This is a genomic window from Chitinivibrionales bacterium (assembly GCA_014728215.1).
Lineage (GTDB): Bacteria > Fibrobacterota > Chitinivibrionia > Chitinivibrionales > WJKA01 > WJKA01.
The window spans coordinates 1-13,244 of record WJLZ01000171.1; the positions used below are offsets into that span (position 1 = coordinate 1).

At 48.9% G+C, this 13,244-nt stretch carries 12 protein-coding genes; 7 read left to right on the forward strand and 5 right to left on the reverse strand.

What is annotated here, in order from left to right:
* Window positions 1–157: 157 nt before the first annotated feature.
* The 3 genes from GF401_15400 to GF401_15410 form a co-directional block, all read right to left on the reverse strand.
* Window positions 158–328, reverse strand: coding sequence for a hypothetical protein (locus tag GF401_15400; protein MBD3346438.1), 171 nt, complete (start codon window positions 326–328; stop codon window positions 158–160).
* A gap of 189 nt (window positions 329–517) precedes the next feature.
* Window positions 518–1,039, reverse strand: coding sequence for a sulfatase-like hydrolase/transferase (locus GF401_15405; protein ID MBD3346439.1), 522 nt, complete (start codon window positions 1,037–1,039; stop codon window positions 518–520).
* 274 nt (window positions 1,040–1,313) lie between these two features.
* The gene (locus GF401_15410; GenBank protein MBD3346440.1) at window positions 1,314–3,350 is read right to left on the reverse strand and encodes a hypothetical protein; all 2,037 of its coding nucleotides are present in this window, start codon (window positions 3,348–3,350) and stop codon (window positions 1,314–1,316) included.
* A gap of 204 nt (window positions 3,351–3,554) precedes the next feature.
* On the opposite strand from GF401_15410, the gene GF401_15415 reads away from it, so the two are divergent.
* The 3 genes from GF401_15415 (at window position 3,555) to GF401_15425 (ending at window position 5,184) form a co-directional block, all read left to right on the forward strand.
* Window positions 3,555–3,743, forward strand: a complete 189-nt coding sequence (locus GF401_15415; protein MBD3346441.1) for a hypothetical protein — start codon at window positions 3,555–3,557, stop codon at window positions 3,741–3,743.
* Between the two features lie 23 nt (window positions 3,744–3,766).
* Complete coding sequence (locus GF401_15420; GenBank protein MBD3346442.1) at window positions 3,767–4,402, forward strand: helix-turn-helix domain-containing protein; 636 nt, start codon at window positions 3,767–3,769, stop codon at window positions 4,400–4,402.
* A gap of 254 nt (window positions 4,403–4,656) precedes the next feature.
* Entirely contained in the window at window positions 4,657–5,184 is a 528-nt protein-coding gene (locus GF401_15425; protein ID MBD3346443.1) for a DUF1697 domain-containing protein, read from the forward strand.
* 501 nt (window positions 5,185–5,685) lie between these two features.
* Here the strand turns inward: GF401_15425 and GF401_15430 are convergent.
* Entirely contained in the window at window positions 5,686–7,425 is a 1,740-nt protein-coding gene (locus tag GF401_15430; protein ID MBD3346444.1) for a sulfatase-like hydrolase/transferase, read from the reverse strand.
* A complete protein-coding gene (locus GF401_15435) occupies window positions 7,325–8,233 on the reverse strand; it encodes a helix-turn-helix domain-containing protein (protein MBD3346445.1) in 909 nt (302 codons plus the stop codon). Before GF401_15435 ends, GF401_15430 begins: the two co-directional genes overlap by 101 nt.
* Before the next feature lie 180 nt (window positions 8,234–8,413).
* On the opposite strand from GF401_15435, the gene GF401_15440 reads away from it, so the two are divergent.
* From GF401_15440 to GF401_15455, 4 genes are all read left to right on the forward strand, one after another.
* A complete protein-coding gene (locus GF401_15440) occupies window positions 8,414–11,095 on the forward strand; it encodes a DUF5110 domain-containing protein (protein ID MBD3346446.1) in 2,682 nt (893 codons plus the stop codon).
* A gap of 579 nt (window positions 11,096–11,674) precedes the next feature.
* Complete coding sequence (locus GF401_15445; protein ID MBD3346447.1) at window positions 11,675–11,929, forward strand: DUF4160 domain-containing protein; 255 nt, start codon at window positions 11,675–11,677, stop codon at window positions 11,927–11,929.
* A gap of 3 nt (window positions 11,930–11,932) precedes the next feature.
* Window positions 11,933–12,190, forward strand: coding sequence for a DUF2442 domain-containing protein (locus tag GF401_15450; protein MBD3346448.1), 258 nt, complete (start codon window positions 11,933–11,935; stop codon window positions 12,188–12,190).
* A 632-nt stretch (window positions 12,191–12,822) separates the two neighbouring features.
* Entirely contained in the window at window positions 12,823–13,035 is a 213-nt protein-coding gene (locus tag GF401_15455; GenBank protein MBD3346449.1) for a hypothetical protein, read from the forward strand.
* Window positions 13,036–13,244 lie beyond the last annotated feature (209 nt).

Sequence of the window (13,244 nt, forward strand, 5' to 3'; positions counted from 1 at the left end):
CCCCGGCTTTGATATGAATTACCTATGTTATACAGCCGTTTTTGAGGTTTCCTTGAATAACGGCCCGAGACAAGGTACGCTCATTTTGAAAAAGCCACAAAAAGACGTATATTAAATCGAAAATCAAAAATCCTATGCTCTCCAGGGAATCGATACACTAAACACCTTCTTTACAGGCCGACCGGATGCGATTATATAGATCCGCATTGCCCTTGCATTTATCCTCATTCACGGCAAAGCCGCCCGCAAGCAACGAGGGGACAGCCTCTTCGTCAAGTATTACGGCAATCATTTGAAACGTTGAAGCATATCTTTTCGCAGCAGTCATACCTGAAAAATACTTTGACAGGGATATATTTGGCAATTTCATTAGCCCGTAACTCAAACATGCAATTTTATTACCAAACTTTGTTGTGCGACTGTTTTACCTGCTATAATGGGGAACTGGTTTTTCGGCTTAACTCATTGGAGGCAAACTCGCGTGCTGTGGCGGCACGAATTGGTGCGAGTCTTTCCACTATAAAAAGAATGGAAAAGGGAGATCCCACGGTTGCAATAGGTCGCTGGGCAAAGGCGCTTTTATACTCAACAGACTTGAAGATCTTGACAATGTTTTAAAGCCATCACAAAACAGATTAGATGGTGTATTTGATACCAGGCCGACTATACGGAAAAGAGCAGGCAGAAAATGAGGCAAATGGCCAAGGTGCCATTTCCCGATGCATGCCGTGGCATAATTCTTTTGCTTCAGGATATCCGCAATCGTTATTTCATCCGGGTGAAGCCCCTCTTCACTGTTTGAAGGGAATACGCAATTAATTCCCACGCGGCATGCATAGGACCCGGTCATTAATGCCGCGCGTGATGGTGTGCACACCGACCTTGTCACCAGGAAATCCGTAAATTTGACGCCTTCTTCAGCCATCCGGTCGATTTTGGGAGTGTTGATGGTTGTCGAGCCGTAGCAGCTTAAATCGCCATATCCCTGATCATCGGTAAAAATCAGCACAATATTCGGGGGGCTGCTCTGCAAAGGCATACTCATTGCAGGATTCAGCGCCGAAGCAGCAATTGAACCGGCTCCCAGTCGAATGAAATCCCGACGGTTAATCATGCGTTACCTCCTGGTTTAACCGTGCCTTGTTTAATAATAATGAAGATAAATAATAAGGATACACGCTTCCTAATAGAATTGCAGATAACACAGTTATCGGGCTATTCCTTTTTGCTTTCATCGTATATCCTTTTGTTGAATGTTATTCTTGTTTGCAATCACCATGCGAGCGAATTATCGCCTGGGTTTTATCAGCAACTTATTCAGGTTTTCCGCCCTCCTTTATCCTGAACAGATGAATCCCCTTTGCGGTCCCGGAAAGATCGAGCTGATCGATTTCATGCACCATAATCGATTCCACCATTTGTCCTCTCGCATTGTAAATCTCGATATGCGCAGGAACATTTTTGAAATATACCGGGCTCTGTTTGTCTATCATTATTCCTTTGACAAGCCGTACTGCCGGCATTTTCGCTGCAGCACTCAATGCCGTTTGAGCAACTGTTGCCCCGCATTCGCTCTTGCCGCTGCCGCCGTATTCGCCCGGGAAATCGCAGGTAAGGCCTATTTTGTCGTATTCCATCAGCGACTCATCGAAATCCGCGCCCATCTGCTCGGCGCCACCCGACCAGCCTTCCGCCCACGAGTTTCTCCAATTAACATTAAAGACAGTATGCCCGGTACTCCGCAGGCGGCACAGACTGCAATGGTCGCAGTCCTGAATGCCTTCCACTTTGATATTGCGGCAAATCTGTCCGGTAGAGTTATCATCGAAATACAAACCGCTTACCTGGAAATGGCCGCCGGGATACCGGAGATCAAAGTCCATATCGGTAATATGGATCTGCTCCATGACCGTCCCCGGACCGGCTTGCCAACAGTAAATGGCCCCCATATCATTGCTTGCCTGGCCGCAATTGTAAACGCGCAGGTATTTGAACAAATGGTCGCCGCTCTGGTGATGGGCCTTGTTGGAACCCCACCGGACAGCCCATCGTGGTGAATTGAACAGCTCGCAATTCATAACTACCAGACGGAACGATGTATCGGTTAGCGAATAATCGGTTGCCTTGTTCTGACCAATCAAGCTGACACCGCCGACTTCCGCACCGATATCGTGAACCTTGCAGTTATACACCGTATCATCGTTGCCCTGCCACACCAGGATCCCTCCCCCGCCCATGCCGTGGACCCAGGAGTCCCGGACACTGCTGTTGTGAACATTGCGAAGAACAATTCCCTCAAGTCCGCCACTTGAAACATGACATTTGACAATGCGGACATTGCGAGTGTCTTTCAGCGTGACAATACCGTTTTCGGTTACATTGCCGAATGGATTGGCTCCACGATCGGTTACCGAAAATGAGAGGCCCTCCATAACGATATTCGAGCCGGTTATTTTCAAAATAGTGTGTACGGTCGGCGCGACAATAGTATGGTTGGATGGATTCTGGCTATCATAGGCATGATAATAGAGAACATTATTATCTTTATCCAGGTGGAATTCGCCGGCCATGTCAAGAAAAGAGAGTGAACCGTCGAGGTAGTAATAGGTACCATATCGTTCCCTGTCCGCCTGATCGTCACCACCGGTCTTCTGCCAGTCCTCGTTCACTCTGGGCGTAAAACTGATCACCCGTGTCGATGCATTGATCCCGGTAACCGTGTGAATGCCCTCCTGCCAGCGCCAGTTATTCGGGCCGTACCACATGCGTATCTGCGGCTCATCACTGAGGTCCCATCCGGAGGGGTCCAGATCGCCGGTATAATAGGTAAGTGTCGTATAGACATCACCGTTCGGTGCGCCGCCCCGGAGATACTTATACCGGGAAGTCGGGTAATTTGGATCAAACTCAAGGTTCGGTTCTCTGGCCCTGATAGCGCGCGTGCCGTTTTCGAAGAGCACGAAAAAATCAAGATCACAGGCTGCTTTGTAAATATTGCCCTCATGCTGCTGCCATCCGGTAATCTCTCTGCCGCCCGTGAAATGAGCGCTTCCGACCGCATCGGCGTTTTTGATTATCACTTTATTACCCCCCGAGCCGGAATGGTCATCGGTTAGCTCAACGGTCTGATCGACATAATAGTCTCCGGCTTTCACATATACCACGATATCACCGGTCATGCTGTTGTTTACCTCATCGATTTTATCCGCGGCCCGCTGCAGGGTGGCAAAAGGCTGTCCCTCGGAGCCGGGGTTGGAATCGCTTCCGTTTGGAGCAACATAAAAGGAATGCTGGATACCCGCATACAAAAGCTGTGCTGCAAACAGTGCTACGATGATACATGAACGCATAAATCCCCTCCTTTGCCGGGTTTCGATAGTTGTGGCTACGATAGTAATTTAAGCGGAAAAAGGTATGTTTTGCTCTCAAGTAAGTTTAAATTTTTCTCAGAATATATAAAGGCAACCGGGATAGATCCATAGAGTTCTACCTTTCAACTTTCCATTACATTATATTTATACATTGGAATATCAGTACATTATCGGGATTCCCTGATGAAACAAGCCAACGCGCAAAAAGACACCTTTTATTTTGAATATCTCCACAATCTGAAACGGACATTACCGGGCATTCCCCCGGTATTTGCAATCGGCCATATCCAGCAAAAGACCCATATAGTGGATCGAATCTGGCCTGTCGGTGATGTTTCCCTTTCTTTTATTACAGAAGGCAATGGTTTTTAGAGATAGACCAAAAGCGTCAGGAGGTGCAAGCCCCATTTGTCCTGCTTGAAGTTCCCGGATATCATTATGCCTACGGTCCTCACGACCACTGGAAAGAGACCTATATCCGTTATATAGCGACCAAAAAAGAGTTCTTTTCCCGTTGGGGCCTGAAATCGAAAGAAGAGCTCCTCTGGCCGGTACATAATCTTCCGGCAACAACCATGTACCTTGAGCTGCTGCTCAAGCTGAGCTCAAAGCTTACAATCCCGGGGATTGCAGATAAGATAGACCGTCATGCGGAGATGGCAATAATAGAAAGCCGCATTGCCGAACACGAGAAGCGTTTGACAGATGCGGAAAAACGGATCCGTGATGCCGAACAGTATATCCGGGACCATTATCAGAAACCGTTCAATCTGGAAAAACTGGCATCGGATTATGGTTTTTCCCTGGCCGGCTTTTTCAGGCACTGGAACGAATGCTTTTTCTCCACCCCGGCTAAATTTATAACGGGCCTCCGGCTGGGCAAAGCATCCCGCATGCTCACCCAGACCCGGGTCGATGTCAAAGAGATCGCCAACTACGTAGGAATCGATAATTCCCGCCATTTTGCCACCCTGTTCCGGCAGCGATTCGGGATTTCGCCGACTGAGTACCGGAAACGGTATACGCCGTAGAGAGATTGAGATGGTTTGCGGCATGCTGTGAAGAATTCGGGGGTTTGCCGGTTTTCGACTGACAAGCGTTTTTTGTAGGTTTTTCTTTTATTTTACCGGCATTTTCCAAGTGATAATACTGAAGACAGGCTTTCTCTAAGTATGGATTAATTTGATTTTTTCTTTATATATAGAATGGAACAATATTGTATTTTCTTCCGCTTCGCCACAGAAAACGAATTGTTTATAAATTTTAAATCATTAAGAATATTATTATGAAATATATCGCATTACTCAGGGGTATAAATGTCGGAGGAAATAGAAAAGTCGAAATGAAAAGACTGAGACATCTTTTTGAATCCCCGGGTTATGCAAATGTTGCAACATATTTAAATTCCGGAAATATTATATTTGACTCAAACACAAAACAGACAGTGTTACAAAATGATATTCCAAAAAGATTAAAGAAGGAATTTGGTTTTGAAATCCAAACACTTGTTAAAAATGAAAAAGAAGTAAAAAAGATTGCAGACACAATTCCAAAAGAATGGAAGAATGATGCTGAACAAAAGACAGATGTCGCGTATTTGTTTCCCGAAATTGACTCAAAGCAAACAATCGATGAACTCCCGGTAAAAAAAGAATATATTGATATGAGATATACCAAAGGTGCAATTATCTGGAACGTAAAAAAAATAGAGTATAATAAGAGCCACCTGAATAAAATAATTAGCCTAAAGCAATACCAATTTATGACTGTAAGAAATGTGAATACTGCCAGATACTTTGCTGGAATTAAATAAGGACTTTTGAAGGTCCCTGTAACGGCACGGGAACCGTTTACAGCCATACCGGCTCTATGAGCCTGGAAATACCGGGAAAATATCCTTTTTTGCACATAATGGTTTTTAAATTGTAAACTTCATTTCAACTGCAATAAAAAAATGCTCAAAGCTTTCCACTCAGCCCACACATGCCGGCATTGCCGGCATGAATATAATAAGCATTTTCAACGTGGGTTTTAAAGGGGATGGAATTCCCTTTACTGATCATGCATTCATCCCCCTTTCCAAATGCTCTATATGTTTTATATATGTTGAAATTAAAATATTCCGGGTCGGGCCCGTGCAACTTCTGTTAAATCAGCACATAGCAAGAAATTTCACAAAAACGGCCCTCGAAAAATCAACGACTTACGAATAATTTATTACAGGTTTTAATCATTCTCAAGCCCTTTACAGTCGGGCTACGGCATACGGTGTATGGTGTAATCACCGTTTCGGGTGTCCTATCCGAAACTGCTTTTATTTGGATGAGCGCGAGGATACTCCCGGATCCAACCGAATGCTGCCATCGTCAGAACGAATGACGGAAACCCCGGGATGGCTGTTACCCGTGTCCGTTCCTGGAATCATCTGCCCCTGCACCGAATATTTCTCCTGCAGGTTAGAGGAGGTATTCCCGCCGGAGACACTCCTTACGGTGTTGCCGGGCACGCGCGAGCCGGTCGATGGTAGTGGACAGTCACCCTGTTCCTTGCCACTGCAATTTCCGACAGGACCCGTCAGTTCCGGATCACCCATTTGTTCCCGCCAGAGCTCGAGTTTCTGACGGAGATCGATGACAACATGTTCGTAATCGGGGTTGTCGGCAAGGTTGTTCAGCTCCCAGGGATCGTTTTGGAGATCGTACAGCTCATGACACGGACGGCTCTCATACGCCTGGACTCGTGCCTGAGCGAATTCATCACCCTGTTCCGCCAACTCGAGCCAGGGGCACCAGAACGTGCTCATGAGCGGATCGTTGCAGAGGGTGATCTTGTTAATATATTTCTGCTCCGGTGCATAAAGGTTCCGGATATACTTGTACCGATTCGTCCGGATTGCTCTGATTGGATAGCAAGGCTCGATGGTTAATCTCTGGTTGGTATGCTGACAGAAAACCTCTTCATGGTGGGTGGATGTGTCGCCGAGCAGTACCGGCACAAAACTCCGGCCGTCGATCTCCGAAGGAGGGGTTCCGCCGGCGATATCGACAACAGTAGGAAGAATATCAGTCTGACTGATCAGCGCATCACTGACCGATCCACCTCCAACCACTCCGGGCCAGCGTACCAGCAACGGCACATTTACTCCTGCCTCGTAGAGGGTCCATTTGCTGAAAGTAACCTGGGGTCCCTGATCCGCCGTAAAGATCACCACCGTGTTGTCCCGTATGCTCTGATTCCCATCAAGAGCCCCGATGATATTTCCAAAATTATCCCGAGAAAAGGCTCGTACTGCATTGTAGTACCTGGCTACCGATTCGCGTGTTTCCGGAGTATCAACCAGATAGGGAGGATAGATGATGTCGTCGGCGGTGTATGGACCGGAATCGGTCCAGGGGCGATGGGTCCTCGAAACGTTTATCCACAGAAAAAACGGAGAGATGCCATCGTCGGCTTCCAGGAACGAAATGGAACTATCGATTTGCGTGAATCCGGAGGTGTCCATGTGCGGATCTTTGCTTTTTGAGAACAGCAGTTTCCGGTACCCGCTCGGAAGGTAATCCGGGAGGGTTTGTACTCCGGATTTGTCGTTTGTATTGAAATTGGTCAGTGAACCACTCCGGAAGGAATGTAAGCCGGTTACCAATGCCGCTCGAGTGGGGGCACAAAGAGTTGAGGCGGTAATATAGTTGTTGAACCTGATCCCCTGATCCGCGAAAGTATTGATTTCGGGAGTATCTACGACAGGGCTTCCATCCTGACCATAACAGCCGAGTTCCCGTTTGCCCAAATCATCGGCGACAAACAGGATAATATTGGGGCGGGATGTTCCAGCGAAAGCAGGCCCGGCCAGAGAGCCCAGGTGCAACGTCAAAGCACTTCCTGCCGTGCAAACCGTCGTTTTTTCCAGAAATTTTCGTCGGGTTATTTTCAACGTTCCTCCTCCATGGGAATTCTTACGTATCGAAATCTTTTCGCATGGCAAGGTGCCTGTTTCCCGGCGCTTTCCACTCACTCCTGTTCGATTCCCGATAAGCTCTCGGCGACATCCCGGCATATTTGCGAAACTGCGCCGAAAAATAGAGCGGATCGTCAAAACCCAGCAGCGCGGCAATCTCTTTTATCAGCAGCGTGGTGGAGGAGAGCAGGTTTTTGGCAAATGTCATCTTCTGGCGCTGGAAAAAGGCCATGGGTGCACTGCGTACCGATTTGCTGAACAGGCGGGAAAAGTGATACATGCTCATGCCCGCCTGCTGCGCGATATCAGCGAGAGTAAGGTTTTTCTGCAGATTCATATCCATGTAGTTCAGCGCCATTGCTACACCGGCGGGAAGCTCTTTTTGCAGAATGTTGCGGCCGGTCTCCAGCAGAATTTCGTATGCAAGCAATGAAAGCCGCCAGGCATAGTGCGCGCTTTTTTCGCCCAGTAGACGGTTGGCGGCCTTGAACATGGCGCTGATACGGGACGGGTCATCAAACACAACCGTGTCGTGCTCGTTGATATTGAGCGACTGCAGTACAATTTCCAGCATCACGCCTTCGATAATGACCATGCGCTTGTGCAGAAACCCGGCGGGCCCGGCACGGAAGGTATGGCTGCCGTTGCGACGCAACAGAAACGCTTCGCCCGGACCGACAACATGCACGCGGCCGTCCAGAACAACTTCGGCATTCCCCGCTGTCACCAGCTCTATGACAAATATGTCCGATTTTTTGCGGGCATACGATTGGCCTTTGTGCCACCAGGTATAGCCGCTGTACATAATCACCAGGGGTAGGTTATGCAGAAACGACTCGGCATGGCAGTTCCAAAAACGGTTTTCGCGGGCAACAATCGAGCCGGCGTAGCAGGCCGGGCGGGGCATAGACGATCCTTTCCGAATAGTTTTCTGCCTTAAAGATAGCAAAATATCACATCATTTGCCAGATTTTTTCCTGTTCCGGCGGCAATACATTGCTTATATTATTATCAGGCAAAACGCTGCCGGTGTGCTTTGGCGGCGTTTGCATTGACGCATGAATTCACATATTGCCGGGAGTATGCAATGGCCGACGTACCAAAAAGCCTGCGATTCCATTCGGAACCACGTGCCGACAGCAAAGCGATAGTCAGGGCAAAAAATGCGCGTTTTACAGTATTGACCGACCGCTGTATCCGCATGGAATATAGCCCCGATGGGCAATTCGAAGATCGCGCTTCGCAGGTATTCTGGTTTCGCAAGCAGCCTGTGCCGCACTATGCCGTGCGGACAAAAGGAGCAAAAACAACCATTGAAACTGCTGCATTAAAGTTATCGTATACGGCAACACAAGAAGGGTTTACGACTAGCAATTTAGAGGTCGCTTTAGACGGCGGCGTTGCGACATGGCATTTCGGTGACACGGATGACAACAATCTTGGCGGCACGCTGCGCACGCTTGATCGTATCTGCGGGTCCGCGCCAATAGGTGACGGGTTGATGTCCCGCTGCGGATGGTCGATTATTGATGACACAAACTCGCTGGTATTCAATGAGCAATGCTGGATGAAGCAGCGCGGCGCCGCGGATGGCTACCGCGATCTCTATTTTTTCGGCTATGGCAGCGACTACCAGGGCTGCTTGCGCGATTATTGTGCGATCTCCGGAGCTATCCCGATGGTCCCGCGGTGGGTACTGGGCAACTGGTGGAGCCGGTACTGGGCCTACACCGATGGTGAATTGCTGGAGCTGATGCGGGAATTCAGAAAGCGTGGGTTGCCCCTGAGTGTCTGTGTAATCGATATGGATTGGCACGAAGTAAATAATCCTCATCACGCGGGCTGGACCGGCTACACCTGGAGCAAAAAGTACTTTCCCGATCCGGCTGGTTTTATGCGGGAGATGCGCAAAAAGCTCGACTTGCGAATATCGCTTAACCTGCATCCGGCCGACGGCATCTATCCCCATGAGCAGTGCTATGAATCAATGGCACGCGCCATGGGTATCGATCCATCAACGAAGCAGCCGGTCCCGTTTTGTATCACCAAACCAGCGGCCGCGGCCGCTTATCTCAAATACCTGCACCATCCGCACGAAAAGATCGGCGTGGATTTCTGGTGGATGGACTGGCAGCAGGGCGAGTTCTGTGACATGCCCGGAGTCGATCCGCTCTGGTGGATGAACCATATCCATTACCTTGACTTGACGCGCAGCGGCAAACACCGAGCACTGGCATTTTCGCGCAATGGCGGCCTGGGCAGCCAGCGCTATCCGGTCGGATTCTCCGGCGACACGGTCGTTGCCTGGGAATCCCTGCAATTCCAGCCATATCTGACCGCAACTGCCGCTAATATCGCCTACACCTGGTGGAGCCATGATATCGGCGGCCATTTCTGGGGCGCCGAAGATCCCGAAATGTATCTGCGCTGGGTGCAATATGGCGTATTCAGTCCGATTATGCGTCTGCACGCTTCAAAAAGCGAATTCCAGTTGCGCATGCCATGGTGCCATGATGAAAACACACTGGCATATTCGCGCAATGCCATGCAACTGCGCCGCCGCCTGGTACCCTATATATACAGCATGGCCCGGCGTACTCATACCGAATGCCTGCCGTTGTGCCGGCCTATGTACTACGCCTATCCCGACCGTGAAGAAGCGTATCATTGTCCACATCAGTATCTGTTTGGCACGGAGCTTATCGTTGCCCCGTATACGTTACCGCTCGATCCCGATCTGCGCTTGAGCCGTCGGGTGGTCTGGCTGCCGGAAGGGGAATGGTTCCACTTTTTCAGCGGCAAGCGATATGCTGGCGGCGGCTTGCATGCCTGCTATGGCACATTGTCCGACACACCGGTCTTTGCGCGGGCGGGAGCCATTGTACCGCTGGATATGGATGCCGGCTGGGGCAATCCCGGCAACCCGAAACATCTGGAATTACGCTGCTTTGCCGGTGCCGACGGGGCATTCGAGCTGTACGAAGATGACGGCGAGAGTATTGCATTTCGCGACGGCGCTTTCTGTTGCACGCGTATCGAGCAGAAACTGCGCAAAAGCTCGCTTGAGCTGAAAATCCATGCAACGGAGGGCGACCATGCGCAGATTCCGGCGAGACGCGACTATACGCTGCACATATCGGGACTTTGCGAGCCGCGGTCCGTTACAATCCGCAACGGCAAACGGACAGTGCAAGCAAAATATGCCTACGATCCGGCGCTCAACGAAGTGACAATCACGATACGCAATTGCAGCGTGCGGCAACCGGTTATCTGCGCGATATACGCGCAGACGGTGCGGTACGATGCCACACAGGACAGTATTGAGCGTTTACGCGACCACATGCATCATTTCAATCTATCTACCGGTATCAAAGATGCGATCAGCCGCAATCTGAGCGCCATCAGGCGTGAGCCGTCGCAACTGACCGAATACAGGTATATGCTCAAACCTGCCCAATTGCGTTGTATCCTGGAACATATCACGCAGGCCGGGATCGATATTGTTGAAGGAACCGGCGACTCGGTTTCATTCGTGCTGTGGAATAACAATGATGCGCCCGGCATTACATATCACCTTACTAACCGCGGCTCGCTGCGAATGTATCATGGCAAAGTCGGCAGGTTTCTGGCAATGCCGTACCGGTTCGAGCGCTATCAAAGCGAGCCATGCATCATTCCGGGAAGGCTCTGGGTAGCTGCAATGGAATATGAAGGGTTGCACGAGGTAGTGTATAAAGGTGGCGGAAGCCAAGTGGAAAAACGGCCATGAGAGTTAATATTCCGGGTCGGGCCCATGCAACTTCTATTAAATCAGCATCTTGCAAGAAATTCCACAATAACGGCCCTCGAAAAATCAACGACTTACGACTAATTTATTGCACCTTTTGATCATTCTCAAGCCCTCCTTTACAGTCGGGCTACGGCATACGGCATATGGGGCGCGGGGTACTATTCGGACTGGTTAGAATGTATCCCCTTCAGGAAGACAGGAATGGGCGGGGGATGATCGTGTTTTTACAATAATGCAACCTCTCCGAGGTTGGGAGAGGAAGCAGAAAGCATGGGGCCTTGCAGCAATGGCGGTTGACTGCAGCTTTCGCACCGTTCATAATCCTCAATTATTTACATCCGGTTAAAATATTGGCCTGTTTATCTGTTTTTCCTCTCTTTGCCCGGCCGCTTATATCGGAAAATACAGTCGATTATAGTTCCCGGCAGGTGCTGTACAGCTTACCATTGCAGGGGCAGGGCAATCGTTCTTTGACATTCTCGGTAGAAAAGGTCGCTGCATTTGATGCCATCTGTTCAGTGTAGTATTTTCTATATACGGTGAAAGGAGGCATTTCTGATGCCCGTTATATCTCGATTTTTTGGCATAATTATTAAAATGTATTTTAGCCAGAGAGAGCATGGAGATGCGCATTTTCATGCGGTTTATGGAGAATACAACGGAGTTTTTCGTGTGGACACCCTTGAGATGATTGAAGGCGATCTTCCCATTCGCGCCCAAAAACTCGTGAAGGAGTGGGCGGCCTTGTATCAGCAGGAGCTTCAGACGATTTGGGATAGCCAGCGATTTATGAAACTTCCTGGATTGGAATGAAATATGGAACAAGTACCTCGGATTCGAAGCGTCAAACCACTTCCCAACAAGCATCTTGAAATTGAATTTGAGAACGGAGAGCACAAGGATTATGATTGCAATCCGATTCTTAAAAGGCCGGAGTTTTTTCTCCTGAAGGATGACGGCTTTTTCAAGTGTGCACGGGTCGATTCTGGCGGATATGGAATTTCCTGGAATGATGATATCGATATCAGTGAGTACGAAGCTTGGACGCAGGGGGTTGAGATGGTGTCTCAGTGAATGTCTGAATTCCTGTATTACAAGCCAGTCTTTCCCAGCCTCCAATATTCAATACTCCGGGTCGGGCCCATGCAACTTCTATTAAATCAGCATCTTGCAAGAAATTCCACAAAAACGGCCCTCGAAAAATCAACGACTTACGACTAATTTATTGCACCTTTTGATCATTCTTAAGCCCTCCTTTACAGTCGGGCTACGGCATACGGTGTGCGATTCGGCCTGTTTAGAATGTTTCCCCTTCAGGAAGACAGGAATGGGCGGAGATGATCGTGTTTTTACAATAATGCAACCTCTCCGGGGTTGGGAGAGGAAGCAGAGAGCAGAAAGAGTTAAAAACCCGCGCAATTTTAAGCCATCAATAACATATTATAGCTACATTATATTATAGCTATATTATATTACAGCTACTGATATTCGGGAAAAGAAAAACTTCAGGAACAAATATCCGGTTTAGCTAACGAAGGAAATGTTATGATTTCACCATTCAAGAGTTGTCGAGGCGCCGTGCAAGCTGTTTTGTTTGCAGTGCTTCTTGGAGCCAATTCGTATGCCCTGACGCCGGAGGCAACCGCGGTGTTGGAGTATCTCCAGTCTCTTGGCAACGGTTCATATCTTTTCGGCCCTTGCAACCAATGTCGTTTCGCCCCGCACAACAGAACCAATCCATTGTCACCACCCGCTACTACGACCTGTTCGGCCGCAGGCTTGCGGTGGTAAACGGGAAGGTTCAAGCGCCGGGCAATGCGCTTGTGATCAGGCGGGATATCGGGGCAGGGAAAAAAGTGGCAGGGGTGAGTAAAATGATGATTTCGGGTATTTCGGCGCGGGAAGTTTTCGTCCCTTAACATCAAGATTGCCGGGATCCTTATTCAATAAAGGCTCCCGGCTTGTAGTGAAAGCATTCATTTATTTAAGCACTATTTTATCACTGACCACGTGCATTCCATCAACAGACGCACGCATAACAAAAACTCCTTTGCGGTGTTGAGTATCGAGCATCACCATGTGCTTTCCAGATCGAAACGTGCTGCTATGAGTGCATATCTCTTTTCCG